This window comes from Spiribacter sp. 2438 (assembly GCF_009676705.1).
Classification (GTDB): domain Bacteria; phylum Pseudomonadota; class Gammaproteobacteria; order Nitrococcales; family Nitrococcaceae; genus Spiribacter.
The window spans coordinates 1,842,148-1,863,404 of sequence record NZ_CP046046.1; the positions used below are offsets into that span (position 1 = coordinate 1,842,148).

22 protein-coding genes and 1 other RNA gene are annotated in these 21,257 nt (G+C 66.0%); 11 read left to right on the forward strand and 12 right to left on the reverse strand.

Annotated features, from left to right (window positions below; genetic code table 11):
- Positions 1 to 5 precede the first annotated feature (5 nt).
- Positions 6 to 590 (reverse strand): UPF0149 family protein, encoded by a 585-nt coding sequence (locus GJ672_RS09210; protein WP_195759506.1) that lies wholly within the window; start codon positions 588 to 590, stop codon positions 6 to 8.
- A 57-nt stretch (positions 591 to 647) separates the two neighbouring features.
- Here GJ672_RS09210 and GJ672_RS09215 point away from each other — a divergent pair, with 57 nt between their 5' ends.
- From GJ672_RS09215 to GJ672_RS09240, 6 genes are all read left to right on the forward strand, one after another.
- Positions 648 to 863: a TIGR02449 family protein gene (locus GJ672_RS09215; RefSeq protein WP_154296896.1), complete on the forward strand. Its 216-nt coding sequence runs from the start codon at positions 648 to 650 to the stop codon at positions 861 to 863.
- A complete protein-coding gene (locus GJ672_RS09220; protein WP_154296897.1) occupies positions 863 to 1,174 on the forward strand; it encodes a cell division protein ZapA in 312 nt (103 codons plus the stop codon). The genes GJ672_RS09215 and GJ672_RS09220 overlap by 1 nt, the downstream gene beginning before the upstream one ends.
- A gap of 56 nt (positions 1,175 to 1,230) precedes the next feature.
- Positions 1,231 to 1,420: non-coding RNA, 6S RNA (gene ssrS, locus GJ672_RS09225), on the forward strand.
- Between the two features lie 65 nt (positions 1,421 to 1,485).
- Positions 1,486 to 2,121 carry a 5-formyltetrahydrofolate cyclo-ligase gene (locus GJ672_RS09230; RefSeq protein ID WP_154296898.1) on the forward strand — a complete coding sequence of 212 codons (636 nt, stop codon included), beginning with the start codon at positions 1,486 to 1,488 and terminating at the stop codon, positions 2,119 to 2,121.
- 41 nt (positions 2,122 to 2,162) lie between these two features.
- Positions 2,163 to 2,636, forward strand: coding sequence for an EVE domain-containing protein (locus tag GJ672_RS09235; RefSeq protein WP_154296899.1), 474 nt, complete (start codon positions 2,163 to 2,165; stop codon positions 2,634 to 2,636).
- The gene (locus tag GJ672_RS09240) at positions 2,626 to 3,576 is read left to right on the forward strand and encodes a glucosaminidase domain-containing protein (protein ID WP_154296900.1); all 951 of its coding nucleotides are present in this window, start codon (positions 2,626 to 2,628) and stop codon (positions 3,574 to 3,576) included. The genes GJ672_RS09235 and GJ672_RS09240 overlap by 11 nt, the downstream gene beginning before the upstream one ends.
- On the opposite strand, the gene argA is transcribed toward GJ672_RS09240, so the two are convergent.
- Together argA and GJ672_RS09250 are read right to left on the reverse strand one after the other, a co-directional pair.
- Positions 3,556 to 4,947 carry an amino-acid N-acetyltransferase gene (gene argA / locus GJ672_RS09245; RefSeq protein ID WP_154296901.1) on the reverse strand — a complete coding sequence of 464 codons (1,392 nt, stop codon included), beginning with the start codon at positions 4,945 to 4,947 and terminating at the stop codon, positions 3,556 to 3,558. The genes GJ672_RS09240 and argA overlap by 21 nt on opposite strands.
- 10 nt (positions 4,948 to 4,957) lie before the next feature.
- Positions 4,958 to 5,644 carry a TIGR04211 family SH3 domain-containing protein gene (locus GJ672_RS09250; RefSeq protein ID WP_154296902.1) on the reverse strand — a complete coding sequence of 229 codons (687 nt, stop codon included), beginning with the start codon at positions 5,642 to 5,644 and terminating at the stop codon, positions 4,958 to 4,960.
- Between the two features lie 136 nt (positions 5,645 to 5,780).
- Between GJ672_RS09250 and lgt the strand changes: the two genes are divergently transcribed.
- The 3 genes from lgt to GJ672_RS09265 all read left to right on the forward strand — a co-directional run bounded on the left by lgt (position 5,781) and on the right by GJ672_RS09265 (position 8,015).
- Entirely contained in the window at positions 5,781 to 6,581 is an 801-nt protein-coding gene (gene lgt, locus GJ672_RS09255; RefSeq protein ID WP_154296903.1) for a prolipoprotein diacylglyceryl transferase, read from the forward strand.
- Between the two features lie 18 nt (positions 6,582 to 6,599).
- Positions 6,600 to 7,394 (forward strand): thymidylate synthase, encoded by a 795-nt coding sequence (locus GJ672_RS09260; protein ID WP_154296904.1) that lies wholly within the window; start codon positions 6,600 to 6,602, stop codon positions 7,392 to 7,394.
- A gap of 93 nt (positions 7,395 to 7,487) precedes the next feature.
- Positions 7,488 to 8,015: a dihydrofolate reductase gene (locus GJ672_RS09265; protein WP_154296905.1), complete on the forward strand. Its 528-nt coding sequence runs from the start codon at positions 7,488 to 7,490 to the stop codon at positions 8,013 to 8,015.
- Here the strand turns inward: GJ672_RS09265 and rho are convergent.
- Together rho and trxA are read right to left on the reverse strand one after the other, a co-directional pair.
- Positions 8,012 to 9,268: a transcription termination factor Rho gene (gene rho / locus GJ672_RS09270; RefSeq protein WP_154296906.1), complete on the reverse strand. Its 1,257-nt coding sequence runs from the start codon at positions 9,266 to 9,268 to the stop codon at positions 8,012 to 8,014. The genes GJ672_RS09265 and rho overlap by 4 nt on opposite strands.
- A 73-nt stretch (positions 9,269 to 9,341) precedes the next feature.
- Positions 9,342 to 9,668 carry a thioredoxin TrxA gene (trxA, locus tag GJ672_RS09275; RefSeq protein ID WP_154296907.1) on the reverse strand — a complete coding sequence of 109 codons (327 nt, stop codon included), beginning with the start codon at positions 9,666 to 9,668 and terminating at the stop codon, positions 9,342 to 9,344.
- Between the two features lie 203 nt (positions 9,669 to 9,871).
- Here trxA and cysQ point away from each other — a divergent pair, with 203 nt between their 5' ends.
- Positions 9,872 to 10,732 (forward strand): 3'(2'),5'-bisphosphate nucleotidase CysQ, encoded by an 861-nt coding sequence (gene cysQ, locus GJ672_RS09280; RefSeq protein WP_154296908.1) that lies wholly within the window; start codon positions 9,872 to 9,874, stop codon positions 10,730 to 10,732.
- Between the two features lie 8 nt (positions 10,733 to 10,740).
- On the opposite strand, the gene GJ672_RS09285 is transcribed toward cysQ, so the two are convergent.
- From GJ672_RS09285 to GJ672_RS09295, 3 genes are all read right to left on the reverse strand, one after another.
- Positions 10,741 to 12,507, reverse strand: coding sequence for an alpha/beta hydrolase (locus GJ672_RS09285; protein WP_154296909.1), 1,767 nt, complete (start codon positions 12,505 to 12,507; stop codon positions 10,741 to 10,743).
- Between the two features lie 110 nt (positions 12,508 to 12,617).
- Positions 12,618 to 15,092 (reverse strand): ABC transporter permease, encoded by a 2,475-nt coding sequence (locus GJ672_RS09290; RefSeq protein ID WP_154296910.1) that lies wholly within the window; start codon positions 15,090 to 15,092, stop codon positions 12,618 to 12,620.
- Positions 15,092 to 15,736, reverse strand: a complete 645-nt coding sequence (locus GJ672_RS09295) for an ABC transporter ATP-binding protein (RefSeq protein WP_154297123.1) — start codon at positions 15,734 to 15,736, stop codon at positions 15,092 to 15,094. Before GJ672_RS09295 ends, GJ672_RS09290 begins: the two co-directional genes overlap by 1 nt.
- Before the next feature lie 112 nt (positions 15,737 to 15,848).
- On the opposite strand from GJ672_RS09295, the gene GJ672_RS09300 reads away from it, so the two are divergent.
- Entirely contained in the window at positions 15,849 to 16,484 is a 636-nt protein-coding gene (locus GJ672_RS09300) for an arylesterase (protein ID WP_154296911.1), read from the forward strand.
- On the opposite strand, the gene GJ672_RS09305 is transcribed toward GJ672_RS09300, so the two are convergent.
- Genes GJ672_RS09305 through GJ672_RS09320 form a run of 4 tightly spaced genes read right to left on the reverse strand, consistent with a single transcriptional unit; the run spans position 16,481 to position 21,166 of the window.
- On the reverse strand, positions 16,481 to 17,254 hold the full coding sequence (locus GJ672_RS09305; protein WP_229381885.1) for an endonuclease/exonuclease/phosphatase family protein: 774 nt from the start codon (positions 17,252 to 17,254) through the stop codon (positions 16,481 to 16,483). The two genes, GJ672_RS09300 and GJ672_RS09305, sit on opposite strands and share 4 nt — an antisense overlap.
- 7 nt (positions 17,255 to 17,261) lie before the next feature.
- On the reverse strand, positions 17,262 to 17,888 hold the full coding sequence (locus GJ672_RS09310; RefSeq protein ID WP_229381886.1) for a thiol:disulfide interchange protein DsbA/DsbL: 627 nt from the start codon (positions 17,886 to 17,888) through the stop codon (positions 17,262 to 17,264).
- Between the two features lie 25 nt (positions 17,889 to 17,913).
- Positions 17,914 to 19,080 carry a c-type cytochrome biogenesis protein CcsB gene (gene ccsB, locus GJ672_RS09315; protein WP_154296912.1) on the reverse strand — a complete coding sequence of 389 codons (1,167 nt, stop codon included), beginning with the start codon at positions 19,078 to 19,080 and terminating at the stop codon, positions 17,914 to 17,916.
- A 10-nt stretch (positions 19,081 to 19,090) separates the two neighbouring features.
- Complete coding sequence (locus GJ672_RS09320; protein WP_154296913.1) at positions 19,091 to 21,166, reverse strand: cytochrome c biogenesis protein ResB; 2,076 nt, start codon at positions 21,164 to 21,166, stop codon at positions 19,091 to 19,093.
- Positions 21,167 to 21,257: the final 91 nt, after the last annotated feature.

Here is a 21,257-nt window from a genome sequence, read left to right on the forward strand (position 1 = left end):
GGCGCTCAGTGCAGCAGATCGGTGGGAGGCGTGCCGCCATCGGCGGGCCGGGTGGAGGACGGCAGCGCGGTGTGTTCGCGCACCAGCAGAGTGGCGGCGCGGAGGTATTCCACCAGCTCGGTGTAGGCGATTTCGCTGTCCTCGTCGCCCTCGGTGTCGGTGTCGATGCGGGCGATTTCGGTGAGGTCGGTGACCACTTCGTTGGCCTCGCGGGGCAGGGGCGACGGCGCCTGGCCGCGGGCGATGCCCAGTCCGAACAGAAACCCCTCGCACCACTGACCCAGGGCGGTGGCGCGGCGCTCCAGGGGTTCGTCGTCATCGGGGAGCAGGGGCTCGAATTCCAGGCTGTCGTTCTGCAGCCGGTCGCGGGTGTCGTGATAGAGCTCGGTGAGGGCCTCAAGCACGGTCCGGGCGGGCTCGCCCTTGGGGGACAGCCCCTCCAGCACCTGGGCCATCCAGCGGGCGGCCTCCGGCTCGTCGGGGGTGCAGAACAGGCCGCAGAGCATGCCGTGAGCCTCGGCGGCGGAAACCTCGGCCTCGACTTCGGTGAGGGCGGCGGCCACGGTGGTATAGCGTTCGGGATCATTCATGGGGCAGTATTCTAGCATTCGTGCTAGTCTCGCAGGGATTCCGCGGGGGCATTGCAAGTGACTGATTCCGTTAATGAACAAGTGGCTCAACTGGAGCAGCGGGTGGAGCGGCTGATGACGCTGTGCGAGCGGCTGCGCGAAGAAAACCGGGTGTTGCTGCGCTCCCAGGAGTCATTGAACGCCGAGCGGGCGGCCCTGCTGGACCGCAATGAAACCGCCCGGGCGCGCATCGAAGCCATGATCGGGCGATTGAAGTCACTGGAGCAGGGCTGATGAGCGATCCCGTTAAAGTCCGCATTCTGGATCGTGAGTTCATGGTGGCCGCCCCGCCGGAAGAACGGGACAGCCTGCTGGAGTCGGCCCGCCACCTGGATGAGCGCATGCGCGAAATTCGGGACGCCGGCAAGATCGTCGGCATGGACCGGATTGCGGTCATGGCGGCGCTCAACCTGTGCCACGATCTGCTCGAGGCCCGCCGCGGCGCCCAGGTGGCGGAAGGCCTGGAAGAGCGGCTGCAGCGCCTGGATCGGCAGATCGCCGATTATCTGGATGACGTCGACGTCGCGGCCGAGCTGAAACGCTGAAAACCGCGCCGTGTCAAGGCTGGACGGGGGCCGCCCCGGCATGCACACTGAATTTAGGTTGCCTGCGGCGTTCGACAACGGGCAGATAGCATTCTTGACCCTACAATCAAACGCCTCAGGGGAGACGTTGGTAGTGCCACTGGTGTGCATGTCCGCCTCGAGCGGAAAGCCTAAGGTGTCACTCGCCCTCCCCGACCTGAACCGAAGGGTTCAAGGGCGGTGTCCGTACGGCGTCGCGGGTAACCGTTTCTTTGTGTCCGTCCCTGACTTTCCCCCATCGCCGCTCACCGCCGACGGATGACATCCGGCTGATGAGCGCTCTGGTCCCCACGTCCACCTGGCAGCAAAAGCGTGCCCTGCGTCGCGAGCTGCGGGCGGCGCGCCGGGCGATCACCGGCGGGGCCGCCCGATCAGCGGCTCGGTGCATGACCCGACGAATGCAGCGCCTGGGCGCCTGGCAGCGCGCCCGGGTGGTGGCGCTGTTCATGGCCAGTGACGGCGAAATCGATACCCGCCCTCTGCGTCAGGCGGCCTGGGCCGCCGGCAAGACGGTGTGCCTGCCGGTGATCCGACCACAAACGGGCCAGGGCGGCCGGCGGGCGCTGCTGGAGCGCGGTGAACTGGTGTTTCGGGTGCTTCAGCCCCGCACCCCCCTGCGGCCCGGACCGCTCGGCATCCCCGAACCGATTCGGGGCGCCAGCGCCGCCATCCCGCTGAATCGCGTCGATCTGCTGGTGATGCCCCTGGTGGGATTTGACCCCGCCGGCCATCGGCTGGGCATGGGCGCGGGGTTCTACGACCGCACCCTGGCCGGGCGCGGGCGCTTTCGAAGCCCCTGGCGGGTGGGCGTTGCCCACGCGGTCCAGCAGGTGGCCGCCCTGCCCGTCGACCCCTGGGACCAGCCGCTGCAGGCCTGCGTCACGGATCGAAAAATCTGGACGTGGTAAGCTTCGCGACCATTGAGTCGCAGGCACAAAAGGGGGTCGGCATGGCCTATTGGCTAATGAAGTCCGAACCGGACGTCTACGGCATTGATCATCTGGCCGCCGAACCGGATGGGCGCGAGCCTTGGGACGGCATCCGCAATTATCAGGTGCGGAACATGTTCCGGGACCAGTTCCAGCCCGGCGATCTGGCGTTCTTTTATCACTCCAACACCAAGGTGCCGGGCATCGTTGGCATCATGGAAGTGGTGAGTGGCGCCTACCCCGATCACACCGCCTTCGACCCCAACAGCGGCTACTACGATCCCAAGAGCGATCCGGACAATCCCCGCTGGCTGATGGTGGATGTGCAGTATGTCCGCCACACCCGGCGGCTGATCCCGCTCAGTGAACTCAAAGCCGACCCGGCGCTGTCTGACATGGCACTGGTGCGGCGCGGCAACCGGTTATCCGTCATGCCGGTGACCGACGCGCAATGGGCGCACATCCTGGAAATGGAGAAACGCCATGTCGAATAACACCGCGACGCCGGGGAATCACCCGGCCCGATCGGCGCTGCTGGATGCGCTGCCCCTGTCACTGCTGGTGGGATTGCTGGCGCTTTGGTGGCTGGGCTGGCCGGGTCTGGCCAACAGTGATGGCGAGCATCCACCGCTGAAACCCGTGTCCGTGGAAACCAGCGAGGGGCTGGATAGCCTGTTCATGGAGCTGGACTACGCCTGGCCCGCCGACCGGGTGCCGGCCATTGCCGTGCGCGGGTTCCCGGCGGACCTGGCGGACATCCAGCCGGAGGATCGCAAGCGGCTTTTCTTCAAGGCACTGCTCCCCATGGTGCTGGCGGAAAACGCCCGCATCGCCGAGCAGCAGGCCCAGCTGATGCAGGCGCTGGGTCAGGATCTCACCGAACAGCGGCGCCGCAACATCATCAACCGTCTGGCGGCGGCCTATGGGGTGGAGGGCGCTCCGCGGGATCCGAACACCATCGCCGAGCTGCAGCGCCGCGTCCAGCCCGTGCCAGTGGAGCTGGTGCTGGCCCAGGCGGCTCAGGAGAGTGGTTGGGGCACCTCGAGGTTTGCCCAGGAGGGGCATAACCTGTTTGGCCAGTGGACCTGGAGCGCAGAGGCGGGTCTGCGGCCCGCCCGACGCGATGAAGGGGCCCGGCATTTTGTGCGGGCTTTCGACTCGCCCCGGGATTCGGTGCGGGCCTACATGCACAACCTCAACACCCATCGCGCCTACGCCCACTTCCGCACCCTGCGGGCGCGGGCCGTGCAGAATAACCGGCCGATGACCCCCAGCACCATGACCGCCGGCCTGCGTCAGTATTCGGAGCGGGGCTGGGATTATGTCCGCGAAGTGCGGGGGCTGATCGAGAGCGAGGCGCTGCAGCGGGCGGTGGCCCGGGCCGAGCTTGAGCCGCTTCGCGAACCCCGCCGGTCAGCCCTGGCCGCGTACTGACCCAGGCAGGTCCTTGACCAGGACCCGGGAGCCCCGGGCCAGATTGTAGAAAGCCTGGCGGGCCACCGGCAGCTGGTCAACTTTAGCCGGCTGGAAGCCGTGCTCCTGGAACCAGTGGGCGGTGCGTGTGGTGAGCACGCAAAGCCGATCGCACCCCGCCGCTCGGGCCTTCTGCTCCAGACTCGCCAGCAGGCGGGTGCCGCGGTGGCCGTTCTGGTAGTCGGGGTGGACCACCAGGCAGGCCAGCTCCGCCAGGTCGCTGTCCGGCAGCGGGTGGAGCGCGGCGCAGGCCACCACGGTCCCCTCCCTTTCCATCACGGTGTAATCGCCGATTTCGGTTTCCAGCCGCTCCCGGGTGCGGGCCACCAGGGTGCCGTCCCGCTCCAGCGGTGCGGTGAGAGCGAGGATGCCGCCGATGTCGTCCACCCGGGCGGTGCGCAGCTGCTCAAAGGGCCGCGGCGTCACCAGAGTGCCCACTCCGTCCCGCGTGAACAGCTCCCCCAGCAGCGCGCCATCCACCCGCCGCGGCAGCAGATGCACCCGCGGCACCCCGCCCCGGCAGGCCTCCACCGCCCGCTGGAGCTGCGGGGCCAAGGGGGATTGTGTCTGTCCTCTATCCGGGGTGGGTGTCTGTCCTCTATCGGCGTCGAGGGCCGAGTTAGGGGACAGACACTCAAGGGCCTGTTCGAGGGTGAGTTCGCCGAGGCGATGATGGTGTCTGTCCCGTAATTCGTCGCCTTCGTGAAGGACGATGAGTTTGTCGGCCTGCAGGGCCTGGGCGACGGCGACGGCCACGTCCTCGGCGTAGAGGTTGAAGGGCTCGCCGGTGGGGGAGACGCCCAGCGGGCTCACCACCACCAGGGCGCCGTCATCCAGCCGGGCGCGGATGGCGCCGGCGTCGATGCGCCGCACTTCGCCGGTGTGCTGGTAGTCAACGCCATCCCGAATCCCCAGGGGACGGGCGGTGACGAAGTTGCCGGAGGCAACCTGCAGGCGCAGACCGGCCATCGGCGAATTCGCGAGCCCCATGGAGAACAGGGCTTCCAGTTCCAGGCGGACGCTGCCCACCGCGTCCCGCACGCAGGCCATGGCGGCGGCGTCGGTGACCCGGCGGCCGGCGCTGTCTTCGAGACGGGCGCCCTGGGCGGTGAGGCGCTGCTCCACCTGGGGCCGGGCGCCGGGGACCACCACCAGTCGCACGCCCAGTCCGCTGAGCAGTGCCAGATCGTGGATCAGTCCGGCGGCGGCATCGCTGTCGTCGGTGAGGGCTTCGCCGCCGAAGCTGACCACGAAGGTGCGGCCCCGGTGAGCATGAATGTACGGGGTGCTGTGGCGGAACCAGTCCACCAGGCGGCTCAGGGACTCGTCCATGGGGGCGCCTTCAGAGGTTGCTCCAGCTGTCGCGCCGGCGCCAGCGGATGCGGGTGACCAGAATGCCGATCAGCATGCCCATGGCGATGACGCCGGCGCCGGCCAGAAACCACTCCTGCCGGTCACGCTCGCCGATGCGCCGGTTCTCGCGGGCGAGATCCTGCACCTCGCGCTCCAGGTCCACCACCTGTTTGCGCAGGTCCTGGTTCTGGTCGGCCAGCCGCAGGCCCTCGCCGGCTTCTTCCAGGCGCTGCTGCATGCGGAGGTTTTCTTCCTCGAGCATGTCGTTGCGGGCGCTGAGGGTTTCCAGCGCTTCGCGGGCCTCGTCCAGCTGACGGCTCAACTGCCGGTTGTCGGTCCGCAACCGCTCGGCGCTGTCCAGGGCTTCATCCAGGCGGGTGCGGGCTGCCGGCTCGGGCTGCAGGTGGCGGCTCAGCACCCAGCCGGTATCACCGCCGGCCCTGACCTGGGTCCAGCCATCGCCCCGCGCCAGTACTTCCACCTCGGCGCCGCTTGGCAACATGCGCACGATCCGGAACTGGTTGCCCTCACCACTGCGCAGCGTGATCTCCAGCTCGTCGCTGACATAGGCGGTGGTCTGCGCCATGGCTGAGCCGATCCCGAGGTAGGGGACAGACAAAAACCCGCTCAGCACCAACACCATGATCGCGCTTGCCGCGCCCGCCACTCGCTGCACCGAAAACTCCCGGGGTTGTTAGGGGACAGACAAAAATCTGGAAGCAGTCTAGCCGAAGTGCCGAGGTAGGGGACAGTCACTGAATTGGGAGCCACCAAAGTAGGGGACAGTCACTTAACCGGTTAAACTGGCGACCATGTTGCGTTATCCGGACATTGATCCTGTCGCCATCTCCCTCGGGCCACTGGATATTTACTGGTACGGCCTGATGTATGCGGTGGGGTTCGGGCTGGCCTGGTGGCTGGGGCGCCTGCGGGCGCGGCGGCCGGATGCGCCGATTCGGCCGGGGCAGATGGATGACCTGCTGCTGTTCGGGGCGGTGGGCGTGATTGTGGGCGGCCGCATCGGCTACGCGCTTTTCTATGCCGGCGATCAGGTGCTGGCGGATCCGCTGTCGCTGCTGCGGGTCTGGGAAGGCGGCATGGCGTTCCACGGCGGGTTGATCGGCGTGATCGTGGTGCTGTGGTTGTATGCCCGTTATCACCGCATCCGCCCCCTCGCCCTGGGGGACTTCGTGGCGCCGCTGATTCCCCCGGGGCTGGCGGCGGGGCGGCTGGGCAATTTCATTAACGGCGAGCTCTGGGGCGCGCCCACCACGCTGCCCTGGGGCATGGTCTATCCGCCGCTGGGTCCCGACCCACGGCATCCCTCGCAGCTCTATCAAATGGCGCTGGAAGGGATCGCGCTGTTCGTTCTGCTGTGGTGGTTCTCGCGCCGGCCGCGGCCCGCCGGGGCCGTGACCGGGCTGTTCCTGGTGGGATATGGTTCCGCGCGCTTCGTGGTGGAGTTCGTCCGCCTGCCGGATGCACACATCGGTTATCTGGCCGGCGGATGGTTCACGATGGGACAGGCACTTTCCCTGCCCATGATCCTCGCCGGCGCGCTGATCATGACCTGGGCGCTGCGGAGCCGTTCGTCTTCGTCGACTTCTCATTAACCGGAATATCGAGTCGCCATGCATCAGTACCTGGATCTTCTGCGTTACGTCCGACGTAACGGGGTTCGCAAAGCCGATCGAACCGGCACCGGCACGCTGTCCACCTTTGGCTGGCAGATGCGCTATGACCTGGCCGATGGCTTTCCGGTGGTCACCACCAAGAAGCTGCACCTGCGCTCGATCATTCACGAGCTGCTCTGGTTTCTGGCGGGCGACAGCAACATCCGCTATCTGCAGGACAACGGCGTGTCCATCTGGGACGAGTGGGCGGACGAAAACGGAGACCTGGGCCCGATTTACGGCGTCCAGTGGCGCTCCTGGCCGACGCCCGGCGGCGAAGGCATCGACCAGATCGCCCAGGTGGTGGAGCAGATCCGAACCCACCCGGACTCGCGCCGGCACATCGTCACCGCCTGGAACCCGGCGGAGGTGGACCGCATGGGGCTGCCGCCCTGTCACGTGCTGTTCCAGTTTTATGTGGCGGAGGGGCGTCTGTCCTGTCAGCTCTATCAGCGCAGCGCCGATATTTTTCTGGGCGTGCCGTTCAACATCGCCTCTTACGCGCTGCTTACCCACATGGTGGCCCAGGTCACCGGCCTCGAGCCGGGGGAGTTCGTCCACACCCTGGGGGACGCGCACCTGTACCTGAATCACCTGGAGCAGGCGGACACCCAGCTGGCCCGTGAGCCGATGCCCCTGCCCCGGCTGTGGCTCAACCCGGCGGTGGACGACCTGTTCGCCTTCCGCTTTGACGACATCCGCCTGGAGGACTACCAGTCCCACCCACGCATCAGCGCCCCCGTGGCGGTGTAATCGAAGCTAGGGGACAGACACTTTCCCGGTAGGGGACAGACACTGAGTTACGGGACAGACACAATCCGGACCATGCATCGAGGAGATTTGACGATGGGGGACAGACACAAAGCCCGGGTGACGCTGGTGGTGGCCATGTCGGAGAATCGGGTGATCGGGCGGGACAATGACCTGCCCTGGCGATTGCCCGATGACATGCGCCATTTCGTGGCGCTCACCCGGGGCAAGCCGATTGTGATGGGCCGGCGCAATTACGAGTCCATCGGCCGGCCGCTGCCGAAGCGGCACAACATTGTCATGACCCGGGACCGGAGCTGGCACGCCGAGGGCTGTGAGGTGGTGCATGATGCCGAGGCCGCACTGGCGGCGGCGGGCGAGGTGCCGGAGGTGATGATTATCGGCGGCGCCGAGATTTATGCGGCGTTCCTGCCGCTGGCGGATCGCATCGAGCTCACCCGGGTGCTGGCCCGGATCGACGGCGACACCGTGTTTCCGCCCTTCGAGGGGCCCGCCTGGCGCTGCACGCAGACCACTCATCACCCGACGGACGCGGATCACGCCTATCCCATGGATTTCGAGACCTGGGAGCGGCAGCCCGAGGCCACCGACGCCGAGTCCTAGCGCTTCATGGCCTGGAAGAACTCGGTGTTGGTCTTGGTGTCCTTGAGCTTGTCCAGCAGGAATTCGATGGCCGCCAGTTCGTCCATGGGATGCAGCAGCTTGCGCAGAATCCAGACCTTCTGTAGCTCGTCCGGCGTCATCAGCAACTCTTCACGACGGGTGCCGGAGCGGTTGATGTTGATGGCGGGATAGATCCGCTTTTCGGCGATGCGGCGGTCCAGATGGACCTCCATGTTGCCGGTGCCCTTGAACTCCTCGTAAATCACGTCATCCATGCGCGAACCGGTCTCGATCAGCGAGGTGGCGATGATGGTGAGGCTGCCACCTTCCTCGATGTTGCGAGCGGCACCGAAGAAGCGCTTGGGACGATGCAGGGCGTTGGCGTCGACACCGCCGGTGAGCACCTTGCCGGAGCTCGGCACCACGGTGTTGTAGGCCCGCGCCAGACGGGTGATGGAGTCAAGCATGATCACCACGTCGCGCTTGTGCTCCACCAGCCGCTTGGCTTTTTCGATGACCATCTCCGCCACCTGCACGTGGCGATTGGCGGGCTCATCAAAGGTTGAGGACACCACCTCGCCGCGCACCGTGCGCTCCATCTCCGTCACCTCTTCAGGGCGCTCGTCGATCAGCAGCACGATGACGTAGGACTCGGGGTTGTTGGCGGTGATGGACTGCGCGATGTTCTGCAGCAGCATGGTCTTGCCGGCCTTGGGCGGCGAGACGATCAGGGCACGCTGGCCCTTGCCAATGGGGGCACTCAGGTCGATGACCCGGGCGGTGAGGTCCTCGGTGGAACCATTGCCCCGTTCCAGAGGCAGCCGCTCCTTGGGGAACAGCGGCGTGAGGTTTTCGAACAGGACCTTGTGCTTGGCCGCCTCGGGCTTTTCGTAATTGATCTCATCGACCTTGAGCAGCGCAAAGTAGCGCTCGCTCTCCTTCGGCGGCCGGATCTTGCCCGAGATGGTGTCGCCGGTGCGCAGGCTGAAGCGTCGGATCTGGCTCGGCGAGACATAGATGTCATCGGGGCCGGCCATGTAAGAGCTGGTGGCCGAGCGCAGGAAGCCGAATCCGTCCTGCAGGATTTCGAGCACGCCGTCGCCCCAGATGTCCTCGCCTTTCTTGGCGTGGGCCTTCAGCAGCGCAAAGATGACGTCCTGTTTGCGCGACCGCGCCATGTTCTCGATGCCCAGGGACTGGGCCAGGTCGACCAGTTCGGCCGCGGGTTTATTCTTGAGTTCGGTGAGATTCATTGTCCTATCCGGGCCGCCCGACGGGCGACCGCGACTCTGGTGGGAATGGGCCGTGCCCGGGAATGGTTCTTTATTAGAGGTTGCTGTCGATAAAGGCGGACAGCTGGGCCTTGGAGAGCGCGCCGACCTTGGTGGCCTCGACGCTGCCGTTCTTGAACAGCATCAATGTCGGAATCCCGCGGATGCCGTACTTGGGCGGCGTCTCGGGGTTCTCGTCAATGTTGAGCTTGGCGATCTTGAGCTGGCCGTCGTACTGACCGGCGACTTCCTCGAGGATCGGAGAAATCATCTTGCAGGGACCGCACCATTCGGCCCAGTAGTCCACCAGCACGGGTTGCTCGGCATTGATAACTTCGGATTCAAAATCGGCATCGGAGACGTGGACGATGTTGTCGGTCACGAAGGGGACCTCCAGAAACTAACGGATGTTGAAAGGTCGGGCGCCAGCCATCGTGAGCTCGGTCGCTGACCGGTTGCATGAAGTTGAAAACGGGGGATGCGCCGCACCGGGCACGATGGGCGGAGATTATCCCCCCTCCCCGGGCGTGTCAACTGTCCGGCAGAGTCGCTATAGTGGCGGGTTTTCCGACCCAAGGGACTGCCATGGACACGGATTTGACTGTCCTCGTTGAGGAAGCGGCGACCATTGCCGAATCCGCCGGGCGAGAAATCCTCTCGATCTACGCCGGTCATTTCGACGTCGAGACCAAGGCAGACGACTCGCCGCTGACCGCCGCCGACCGCGCCGCCCATACGCTGATCAATCGGGCCCTTGAGACCCTGACCCCGGACATCCCGGTGCTCTCTGAGGAGGGTGGCCTGCCGGATTTCGAGGCGCGGCGCCACTGGTCGCGCTACTGGCTGGTGGATCCGCTGGACGGCACTCGGGAGTTCATCAAGCGCAACGGTGAGTTCACCGTCAACATCGCCCTGATTGTCGCTGGCCGGCCGGTGCTCGGCGTCATTCACGCGCCGGTGCTCAATCGCACCTACCTGGGTATTCACGCCCTGGATGCGGAGTTCTTGCCGGGCAAAGTGTCTGTCCCCTATCGACAGGCGGAGCGCCGAGACGCCGACGGTGTGGTGCCGCTCGGCACCCGGCGCCTCGAGGATCGGTCGCCGGTGCTGGTGGTGAGCCGGTCCCATCGGCACCCCCAGGTGGAGCGACTGCTGGAGCGGTTGCCGCCGGTTGAGACGCTGTCCATGGGGAGTTCGCTGAAGTTCTGTCTGGTGGCGGAAGGCAGCGCGGACTGCTATCCCCGCTTCGGGCCGACATCGGAGTGGGACAGCGCCGCGGCTCAGGCCATCGTTGAGGCCGCCGGCGGCTGCGTGATCCGCACCGACGGTGAGCCGCTGCGCTACAACACCAAGCCCTCCATCCTGAACCCCAACTTCATCGCCCTCGGCGACCCGAGCTGGGGATGGATGGATTATCTGGACGGATTGCCGGTGGAGGAGCGCTAGGCGGCTCCTCATTTCATCAGTACGTATTCGCCGGGGGCGTCGGTATAGGGGGCATAGCCGGCCTCTGGCGCGCCCATGGACGGCGGCGAGGCGGGTTCGCTGCTGTGATCCGCCAGCCACTGCTGCCAGGCCGGCCACCAGGACCCCTCCTGACTTTCCACCTCGCGGGCGAAGCGCTCCCGCGAATAGCTCGAGCCCAGCGGCTCGAAGTGCTTGACTTGGTAGCGACGCCGCGGGCGCCCCGGCTCGCTGACAATGCCGGCGTTGTGGCCGCCGCTGGTGAGCAGGAAGGTGACGTCGGTGCGGGCCAGACGCACGATTTTGTACACCGATTCCCAGGGGGCGATGTGGTCCTTCTGGGTGCCAATGGCAAAAATCGGGGCGCGAATGTCGCCGACGGCCACCGGCCGCCCGTCAATGTCGTAGCGGCCTTCCACCAGATCGTTCTGCATGAACAGGTCCCGAAGGTATTCGCTGTGCATGCGGTAAGGCAGCCGGGTGGCGTCGGCGTTCCAGGCCATCAGGTCGAACATGTCCTCCCGCTCGCCCATCAGGTAGTTGCGCACCATCCGTGACCACACCAGATCCTGAGAGCGCAGCATCTGGAATGCGCCGGCCATCTGATCGTGGTCCAGGTAGCCCTTGGCCCACATGACGTCCTCCAGGAAGGTCACCTGGGACTCGTCGATGAACAGCTCCAACTCGCCGGGCTCGGTGAAGTCGGTCTGGGCGGCCAGCAGCGACAGACTGGCCAGGCGATTGTCGTTTTCCCGGGCCATGGCGGCGGCGGTCAGGGTCAGCAGGGTACCGCCCAGGCAGTAGCCCACACCGTGGACCGGCTGATCCGGGACGATGTGGTTAATGGCCTTGAGGGCGTCATCAATGCCCAGGCGACGATAATCGGCCATGCCGTATTCCCGATCCGCCGGACCCGGGTTCTTCCAGGACACCATGAAGACCGTGTGACCCTGGCTCACCAGGTACTCCACCAGCGAGCGCCCGGGCCGCAGGTCGAGAATGTAGTACTTCATGATCCAGGCGGGCACGATAAGAATCGGCTCCGGGTGGACCGTTTCGGTGGTGGGCGAGTACTGAATCAGTTCCATCAGATCGTTGCGGTGAACCACCTTGCCCGGCGTCAGCGCCAGGTTTTCGCCCACCGCAAATTCGTGACTGTCCTCTACCGAGTCCTGTTTGTAGGGATGGCCGCTGATCTCTTCCTGGAAATCCTCCAGCCAATTCGAAGTGCCCCGCACCAGGTTCCAGCCGCCTTCTTCGATGGTGCGACCGATGACTTCGGGGTTGGTGGGCAGGTAGTTGGACGGCGACATCACGTCCAGCATCTGACGAACGGTGAAGTTGACCACTTCCTCGTGATGGGGGTCGACGCCGGGGACGCCGGTGGTGGCGACGTGCCACCACTGCTGCTGGAGCAGAAAACTCTGATGAATCAGGGAGTAGGGCCACTTGTGCCAGGCATCGTCCTCGAAGCGGTTATCGTGGGGCAGCGGCTCGATGCAGCGCTGATGGCTGTCGCCGGTGAGGCACCGCCCGGAGAAAGCGGTCAGGCGCAGGCTTTTGCGGACCGCTTTTTCCAGCAGCGCGTTCTGACGGCCGGGGTTGATGGCCAGATGGGCGGCCCAGTCCATGAACGCCAGCTGGATTGCGGTGGGCGACACCCCGCGGGTCATCTGCCCCATGGCCGCGTGCAACAGCCGGTCAAAGGGCAGCGCTCCATCAATGTATTCGTGGAAAGCGTGCCGGGTGCGGGTCATGTGGCCTCCTTGGGAAAGTGTCTGTCCCCTATCTCGGTGACTGTCCCCTAGCGGGAAAGTGTCTGTCCTCTAATTCGGCCGCGGGGAGCCGGGCAGGGTTCCTGAGGGGGTCAGCCTTCGCGGAGGAGGCGCATCGGCGAGGCGCGGTAGTACCGTCGGGCGCCGAGGCTGCCGGCGACCCAGACGGTGACCAGGCCGACCAGGGCGCCAACGACCAGGGTGAGCGGCCGGAATGGGTAGTCCAGGTTGAACAGCACTTCGGCCACCACCACGCCGGCGCCGGTGGCGGCAAGGCCCGCCAGCCCGCCGGCGACGGCACCCACCAGGCAGAACTCGAGGCGCGCCATGCCGCGAATGCGTCGGCCGCTGGCCCCCAGAGCGCGCAGCAGAGCACTCTCGAAGCGCCGCTCCTCACCGGTGATTTGCAGGGCCGCCAACAGCACCAGCACCCCCGCCGCCAGGGTCAGCAGCGACATCAGCTCCACCACCGAGGCGCCCTGGTTGATGATGGTGCGCACGATCCGCAGCACGCTGGTGACGTCAATGGGCGTCACGCTGGGGTAGCTGCGGATGACGTCGGCGAGAATGTGACTGTCCTCTTCCGGCAAGTGAAAGCTGGTCAGCCAGGTGTGGGGCAGGTCCTCGAAGGTGCCCGGGGAGGCCAGCACGAAGAAGTTGACGTTAAAGCTCTCCCAGCGGACTTCGCGCAGGTTGGTGACCTCGGCGGTGACGCTGCGGCCACCGGCGGTGAACGTCAGGCGGTCGCCAAGCTCGATACCGAGGCGCTCGGCAAAATCGGTCTCCACCGACAGCTGGGGCGGCGGATCCGCCACGTCACCCCACCACTCGCCGGCCACCACGCGGTTGTCGGCAGCCAGCTCCTGGGCCCAGGACAGGTTGAACTCCCGCCGCGCCAGTCGACGGGCCTGAGGGCTGTCATACTCCTCGGCCTCAAACGGCTCATTGTTGAACTCGGTGAGTCGGGCCCGAACCATGGGGTAGAAGCGGGTCTCGATGCCGGCGTCATCCAGCCGACCGCGGACACCCGCCACTTCGTCGGACTGGATATTGATCAGAAACTGATTGGGGGCGTCGGGCGGGATTTCCGCCTGCCAGGCGGTGAGCAGGTCATTGCGGACCACCGCCAGCAGAAACAGGCTCATCAACCCCACGCCTACGGCCACGATTTGAATGGTGGCGGTCACCGGTCGTCGGGTGAAGCCGGTGAGCCACAGTAGCCGGGCCTGGCCGCCACGGCGCGACCAGGCGCGGGCGCCATAAACCACGCTGGCCGCCACCGCGGTGAGCACCGCCAGAGTCGCGGCAACAGCGCCGTAGACACTCAGGGTCACCCGAACATCGCCGGCCTGCCAGGCCATCAGGGCCAGAATCACCAGCGCCGCCACCAGAAGCGGCACTCCGGCGCGCAGCAGGCCGGTGCCGAGGTCCTGTCGCAACACCCGCATGGGCGGGGTATCCCGCAGTCGGACCAGCGTCGGTAAAGCAAAACCAAGGAGAGCGGCGCCGGCGGTGAGCCAGCCGGTGACCAGCGGCTGCCAGCCGGGGGGTGGCAGTTCGGCACCCAGCAACTCCGCCACCAGCGCCAGCATGCCCAGGTGCAGAAGGTACCCCAGGGCGGCGCCGATGGCGCCGGCGAAAATCCCCAGCCAGAGGAGTTTGCCGACGAATAGCCGCGTCACCTGTCGCCGGGTGGCGCCGGTGGCCCGCATGACCGCGACGCCGGGGATCTGCCGCTCGGCGTAGTGCCGCACGGTCAGCAGCACGGCCACACCGGCGACAATCACCGTCAGCAAAGCCGCCAGTCCGAGGAAGCGTTTCGCCTGCTCGATGATCTCGCCAGCGCCCTGGCCCTGGTCACCGGGTGTGGCGATTTCAATGGCGTTGCCGTGCTCGGCGCGCAGGGCGTCGGTGAAGGAAGTGACTGTCCCCAAATCACCGGCCAGCAGAAGCCGATGGCGTACCCGACTGCCGGCGCCGAGGAGTTCGGTGGCGTCCAGGTCCCCGTGATTGATCATGACCCGGGGAGCGAGGTTGCCGAAGCCCTCGCCGCGGTCCGGCTCAAAGCTGAGGATGCGGGTCACCTCAAGCTCGATGGCGCCAATATTTAGACTGTCCCCTATCTCCAGATCCAGCAGTCCCAGCAGACGGGATTCCAGCCAGGCGGTGCCGGAGGCGGGGATGTTCTCGGGGCGGGTTTCGGGGGCACCGGGGGCGGACTGCACCCGCAATTCGCCGCGCAGGGGATATGCATCGCTGACGGCCTTGGCGGAAACCAGGCGGTTGGCATCACCGGCCAGCACCACGGTGGGGAACGTGGCGGTAACGGCGGTGTCCAGCCCCAGCGCCTCGGCTCGCTCCACCCATTCATCCGGAATCAGCTCCCCATACTCCACGGCCCGGTCGGCGGCCAGCAGGTCGGCGGCGCGGGCTTCGGTGGCGCCGGCCACCCGGTCCGCCAGCCAGGCGACGCCGGTGACGGCGGCCACCGCCACGATCACCGCCAGCGCCAGCAGGCGCAGTTCGCCGCCGCGCCAATCGCGGTACAGGAGTCGCAGGGCCAGCATCAGTCCGCGTCCCTCACCAGTCGGCCGTCACGCAGATAAAGCACCTGGGCGCAGCGGGCCGCCACGGCATGGTCATGGGTCACGAGGATTAAGGTGGTGCCGTGATCCCGGTTCAGTTCGAAAAGCAGGTCGATGATCTGGCCGCCGGTGCGATGATCCAGGTTGCCGGTGGGCTCATCGGCGAACAGCACTTCCGGCTGGCTGATGAAGGCCCGGGCCAGCGCGACCCGCTGCTGTTCACCCCCGGAGAGCTGCGCCGGATAGTGGGCTAGCCGCTCGCCGAGACCGACGCGTTGCAGGGCTTCGGTGGCCCGCTGACGTGCGTGTCTGTCCCCGATCAGCTCGGCGGGCAGCATGGCGTTTTCCAGCGCGGTCAGGCCCGGCAGCAGATGGAAGGCCTGGAAGACGAAGCCGACGGTGCCGGCGCGCAGGGCGGCACGCTGGTCTTCATCCAGCTCGGTGAGGTTATGGCCCTGGAGGAAGATCTCGCCGGCGCTGGGCAGGTCGAGGCCGGCCAACAGACCCAGCAGGGTCGATTTGCCCGAGCCGGAGGTGCCGAGAATGGCGATGGAGTCGCCTTCATCAATGCTAAAATCGAGATTCTCGAACAGACTGATTCGACCCTCGGGGGCGTCGAAGGCCATGCCCAGACCCCGCGCCTCGAGGATCGGTGCTTCTTCGGAGGACGCATCCTTGCCCCACTTTTTGTCTGTCCCATACCGGGACTGGTTGTCCGTGTTGACCGTGTCTGCTGGCATGAGGCGTCGACTCCTGTCGGTTCTATCGGTTCTGCCGGGGCTACTGGCCGCCCTGCTGGTGATGGCGCCTGCACCGGCCATGGCGGAGGGGCCGCGGGTGCTGGTCATCGGCGACAGCCTGTCCGCCGCCTATGATATGCCCACCGAGGCCGGCTGGGTGGCGCTGCTGCAAAATCGCCTCGGCGACCAGGCCCGGGTGGTCAACGCGGCCATTAGCGGCGAGACCACCGCCGGGGCCCGCGCCCGCCTGCCGGAGGCCCTGGATCGCCACGAACCCGACGTGGTCATCATCGCGCTTGGCGGCAACGACGGCCTGCGGGGCATCCCGCTGAGCGCCTTCCGGGACAACCTGATGACCATGATCGAGGACGCCCGCAACGCCGGTGCCTCGGTGCTGCTGGCGGGTGTCCGCCTGCCCTCGAATTATGGCAGCGCGTTTATCGATCGGTTCCTTGGTGTTTATGAAACCGTCGCGGAGGAAACCGGGGTCGCCTTCGTGCCACGGCTGCTGGATGGCGTGGCCGAGGATCGGGCCATGATGCAGGCCGACGGCATTCACCCCAACCGCGACGCCCAGCCGGTCATTCTGGAGAACGTCTGGCCAGAACTGGAGCCCCTGCTCAACCGCGACTAGTGGAGCGCCGCCGGCAGGCGGACGCTCATGGTGATGGGCAGGTGGTCGGAGAGCGGCGCATCCAGCACTTCGGCGGTCTCCACCTCGAGGCTGCGAGAGACCAGAATGTGGTCGATGTTGCGCGCCGGCCGCCAGCTCGGATAGGTGGGCAGATCGTGTAGCGGCTCTCTCAGGCCGGTTTCCCTGCAGAAATATCCCAATTCCGGACTGCGGGAATGGCAGTTGAGATCGCCCATGACGATGACGTGGTCGCTGTCCGCCACCTGCTCGGCGACGTAGGACAGTTGCGACAGCCGGGCGCGCTGACTGAGTGCCAGATGCAGCAGCACCACCACCAACTCGGCCTTGGGCGTGCCAAACCGCAGCATCAGCGCCCCTCGCCCCGGAATTCGGCCCGGCAGCCGATGCTCAATGACTTCGCGGGCCGGCAGGCGGCTTAGCAGGCCATTGCTGTGCTGGGCAAAACGTCCCAACGGACGATTGGTCTGGTGGTACCAGTGAGGAAAAGCCGCCGAGCGGGCCAGGAAGGCGGTCTGGTCGACAAAGCCACTGCGCAGGCTGCCCGCGTCAAGCTCCTGGAGCCCCACCAGGTCGAATTCGCCCACGAGGTCGGCGATGCGACGCAGATTGGGCAGTCGCCCCGGGTCCGGCAGCAGATGCCGCCAGCCCCGGGTGAAGTACTGGTGGTAGGTTCGGGTCTGCATGCCCACCTGAATATTGAAACTCATCAGGCGCAGGGTGGCAGGCAGAGTGGCGATGTCGCCGCTCATGGATTGTTCAGCGTGCGGCTTCCTCGGCGACAAGCGACTCGGCCACTTCCAGCATGCCCGCCTGGCCACCCGCGGCCCGAATGTCGATCAGGTGCTGACCCGCGACGGCCACCGATGGCGTCCCCGGAATGGCAAAGGCGTCCACCGCCCGCTGGGAACGATTGAGCGCGGTCTCCACCGAGAAGGAGCGCATGGCATCCAGCACCTCCTCCGCCGTGAAGTCCGTCACCTCGGCGTAGAACTCGGCGATGGCTTCGCGATCCTCAAAGGACCGGCCCTGGTCATGAATGGCCTCGTACATGGCCCCGTGGGTCTGGTCGACAACGGCCAGCGCTTCAGCGGTGTGGAAGGCCCGGGCCAGCAACTCCCAGCTGTCACGGCCGAAGGTCACCGGCGTCTTCACCAGCGTGATGCGATCGCCCATCCCGGCAGCCCAGTCACTCATGCGCGGTTCGAAATCGGCGCAGTGAGGGCAGGCGTAGGAAAAGAACTCGCGAACTTCAACGCCGCTGCCCTGGGTGGGCAGCGGGGTGTCGAGACTTCGGTAGGGCTGGCCCTGGGCCAGCGCCGTGCTGCCGCTGAACGCCAGCAGCAGGCCGAGAACCATCACCACCGCTTGTCCGGGAAAACGCATCAACAAATCTCCTTTCATGAATGGACTACAACTCACCGTAAGAGTGCAGTCCGGAAAGGAACATATTGACCCCCAGGAAGCAGAATGTCGTCACCAGCAGACCGATGATGGCCCACCAGGCCATGAAACGCCCCCGCAGGCCTTTGGTATACCGCAGGTGCAGCCAGCCGGCGTAGTTCAGCCAGACGATCAGTGACCAGCTCTCCTTGGGATCCCAGGACCAGTAGGCACCCCAGGCTTCCGCCGCCCACAGGGCGCCCAGAATGGTGGCCACCGTAAAGAAGGCGAAGCCGAGGGCGATGGAGCGGTAGCTGATGTCATCAATCTGCTTGAGCGTCGGCAGCCGCTGGGCCCAGACGCTGTCGTCGCTGACCCGATCGCGGATCAGGTATGCCACCCCCAGCATGGCCGCCAGCGCAAAGGCGCCGTAGGCGATGAAGTTGGTGGGCACGTGGATCTTCATCCAGTAGCTGTTGAGCGCGGGCACCAGGGGCTCGATCTGATAGGCCTGGCGATCGAAGTGGTACCACAACAGAAAGCCAATGGACGCGGAAATGATCAGCAGCACGAAAAAGCCCAGCTGCCGGGTGCGGTAGGCACCCTCGTAGTAGAGGTAGAGCAGCGCGGTGACGACCGCGAACAGCACGAACACCTCGTAGAGGTTGCTCACCGGGATGTAGCCGATGCCCCCTTCGAACAGATGGGTCTCGTGCCAGCGCACCAGCAGGCCGACGAGACCGGCGCCGGCGGCGATCCAGGTGAGCCGCGAGGCGACCCGGGCGGTGAAGTCATTGCCGGTGAAAAGCGCCGCGCCGTAGGCCAGTGTCGCCGCCGGGAAGAGCGCACTCATCCACATGATCGCGGACTGGCTGGAGAGCAGATAGCGCAGGAAGAAATCGCTGTCCGCGGCCGCCAGGTCCGGATAGCGGGAAATGGCGAACAGGCTGACGGCGCAGACCAGCCCCATGTAGAGCCGCCCCCCGTGCCAGTGCCAGCCCATGCCGATCATCGCACCGGCGGTGAACAGGGTAATCACGACCTCGTAGCGGTTCATGGCGTCCCAGAGCACGGTGCAGGTCACTGCCGTGGCCACCACCACCAGGGCGGCCCAGAACCAGTCGCCGGGCGTCAGCCGCTGAAGCAGCGACGGCCGGCGCATGGAGCGGATCATTTCGTCGCGGGAGGCAACCATGTGTCTGTCCTCAATTCTCTCGGGCGGGGTCGTCCGCCGGGTTCAGATGCTGGTCGACCGCGTCGGCCAGTTGTTCAAATTCTTCCTCGAACTGCTCCGGCCGGCGCTGGTTGGCACCGCCCATCAGGAGCTCGCCGCCGCCGGTCTGACCGGGCTTGACCAGCGCCCAGACCCGTCGCTGGGAGACATAGAACAGCAGAAACACCCCGAGGGTCAGCAGCGCCGAGCCGGTGTAGACGATGCTTTTGCCCGGCGCCCGGGTAATCTGCAGGCCGGTGGCCTGACGATGCTCGAAATGGTTGAGCTGAAAGATCAGCGGCGCGCCGTACTCGGCCGCGGCAGAGACCGCGTTCATGGCCTCTTCAAAGAAAGCGCGCTGCTCGGAATCGGTCTGGATGGAGGCGGGCATCACGCCCCGCTGATCCGCCAGCACGTCCCGATAGACCTCGTAGAGTGTTCGCTGCAGCACTGCCTCGGAGAACTCGCGAATCATCCCGGGACGACTGGCGCCGGCGGCCCGCTCATCCAGCTCGGCGCTCACGCCGCCAAAGCCCTGGGTGAGCAGGGTGTCGATCATGCCATGGGCGGTGCCGGCCACCCGATCACCGAGATCGGAGCCGGGCACGCCCATCTGCCCCAGCAGTCCGTCCGCCGCCCGTCGGGACGCGCCGGCCACCGCCTCGGGACGATGCAGCGCGTCATGGAAGGCCAGGAAGGTGTCCATGGAGTAGTTATGGTCCGCGGGAATATGCAGATAGCGGAACGGCTCCTCGGCACCCATGCGCATGCCATGCAGGAAGTACCACCGGTCCTCGATCTCCACCGGAGCCATGTAGTTGCGGTATTCGCGGGCCTGTCCGGCCTCGTCGCGCAGGGTAAAGGTGTAGGACGGGCCGGAGTTGATGAACTCACTGCTGCCCCCGGTGCGCTCCACCGAGCGGGTGTCCCGGTTGATGTTCAGCAACTCGAAGCCGTCGATCCGCAGCTCCCGCTCGAGACCGCCCAGCTGCAGATCATAGGTCTCGAAGACCCGGGCATCGAGCTCCATCACCTCACCCGATCCATCCAGAAGATGCCCGGTCAGATAGAGACTGGAACCGCCATCGGTAAAGCTCGCCTGGTAAATGGTATGACCGCGGTGGGTGAGCGGGTAGTTCACACCGATGGTCTCGCGGATGGGCTCATCCAGGGTGGGGTCGTGGATGACCAGATCGCTTTCGTAGGACCGGGGCGCGCCGTTGGGAAAATAATCGATCCGGAACTGCTCGACTTCGATGGTGAAAGGCAGCTCCTGGACCAGGTAGCCATCGCGCATCTGCAGGAAGGACACCTCGGAGCTGGCGCCCTCGGGGATGGTGACATTGCCGCGAAATGCCCCGCTTTCGGCGGCCACCCAGCTTTCGGCAGGCACTTGGGACACCCGCAGATCGCGGGTCTCGATCTGGAGGTTGCCGGTGAACTCCTGGAATTTGAGGTAGAGGTTGCCGTCAACCAGGGCGCCGATGGCGATCACCACCACGGCCACGTGGGTGAGCACGTAGCCAATGCGGGTGGCTGCACCTTTCATGCCGGCCACCACCACGATGTCGCCGCGGGCCTCGGTGCGGGTGCGGTAACCGTGAGCCTGGAAGGCGGCTTCGGCCACATCCTGCAGTTCACCGGTGCTGTGGGCGCTGTCCCAGTGGCGGTGCTGACGCAGGGCAAGGAGCGACTGTTCCCGAACCCGGGTGCGGTAGCGGGTGATTTCTCGCCAGACGCTGGGGATGTGCCGGCTGACGCAAATCCCGGTGGAGAGGATCAGGAACCCGAGAATGAACAGAAACCAGCTGGCGGAATAGACGTCGTAGAGGTTGAGGACGCGAAACACCTCGAACCAGAACGGACCGAACTGAATCAGGTAGGTGTTGAAGGTCTCGTTCTGTGGGAGCACCGTGCCGATGACCGAGGCGATGCTCACCACCACCAGCAGGGTGATGGCCAAGTTCATCGAGCCCAGGAATTCGAGCCAAATGCCGCCCAGGCTCTTGCGCGGTTGTCCGCGAGAGTCGGGGCGGCTGGCGCTCATGCTGGCGGCGGTCTCGGCCATGGCTCGCGTTCTATTGCTCGGTCAGTGGGTCATCAAGGGTGTTGGGGGGAAGTTGATCACACTCTTCTCGCGCCTTCCTTGCCCGGGGTCA

Coding starts and splice junctions, on each gene's coding strand:
- cysQ (WP_154296908.1), top strand. CDS start 9,872: ATGGACACGGATTTGACTGTCCTCGTTGAGGAAGCGGCGACCATTGCC.
- GJ672_RS09265 (WP_154296905.1), top strand. CDS start 7,488: ATGGGGGACAGACACAAAGCCCGGGTGACGCTGGTGGTGGCCATGTCG.
- GJ672_RS09260 (WP_154296904.1), top strand. CDS start 6,600: ATGCATCAGTACCTGGATCTTCTGCGTTACGTCCGACGTAACGGGGTT.
- rho (WP_154296906.1), bottom strand. CDS start 9,268: ATGAATCTCACCGAACTCAAGAATAAACCCGCGGCCGAACTGGTCGAC.
- GJ672_RS09290 (WP_154296910.1), bottom strand. CDS start 15,092: ATGCTGGCCCTGCGACTCCTGTACCGCGATTGGCGCGGCGGCGAACTG.
- GJ672_RS09295 (WP_154297123.1), bottom strand. CDS start 15,736: ATGGCCTTCGACGCCCCCGAGGGTCGAATCAGTCTGTTCGAGAATCTC.
- GJ672_RS09240 (WP_154296900.1), top strand. CDS start 2,626: ATGTCGAATAACACCGCGACGCCGGGGAATCACCCGGCCCGATCGGCG.
- GJ672_RS09285 (WP_154296909.1), bottom strand. CDS start 12,507: ATGACCCGCACCCGGCACGCTTTCCACGAATACATTGATGGAGCGCTG.
- GJ672_RS09220 (WP_154296897.1), top strand. CDS start 863: ATGAGCGATCCCGTTAAAGTCCGCATTCTGGATCGTGAGTTCATGGTG.
- argA (WP_154296901.1), bottom strand. CDS start 4,947: ATGGACGAGTCCCTGAGCCGCCTGGTGGACTGGTTCCGCCACAGCACC.
- GJ672_RS09235 (WP_154296899.1), top strand. CDS start 2,163: ATGGCCTATTGGCTAATGAAGTCCGAACCGGACGTCTACGGCATTGAT.
- GJ672_RS09320 (WP_154296913.1), bottom strand. CDS start 21,166: ATGGCCGAGACCGCCGCCAGCATGAGCGCCAGCCGCCCCGACTCTCGC.
- GJ672_RS09300 (WP_154296911.1), top strand. CDS start 15,849: ATGAGGCGTCGACTCCTGTCGGTTCTATCGGTTCTGCCGGGGCTACTG.
- GJ672_RS09305 (WP_229381885.1), bottom strand. CDS start 17,254: ATGAGCGGCGACATCGCCACTCTGCCTGCCACCCTGCGCCTGATGAGT.
- GJ672_RS09210 (WP_195759506.1), bottom strand. CDS start 590: ATGAATGATCCCGAACGCTATACCACCGTGGCCGCCGCCCTCACCGAA.
- GJ672_RS09230 (WP_154296898.1), top strand. CDS start 1,486: ATGAGCGCTCTGGTCCCCACGTCCACCTGGCAGCAAAAGCGTGCCCTG.
- lgt (WP_154296903.1), top strand. CDS start 5,781: ATGTTGCGTTATCCGGACATTGATCCTGTCGCCATCTCCCTCGGGCCA.
- ccsB (WP_154296912.1), bottom strand. CDS start 19,080: ATGGTTGCCTCCCGCGACGAAATGATCCGCTCCATGCGCCGGCCGTCG.
- GJ672_RS09310 (WP_229381886.1), bottom strand. CDS start 17,888: ATGCGTTTTCCCGGACAAGCGGTGGTGATGGTTCTCGGCCTGCTGCTG.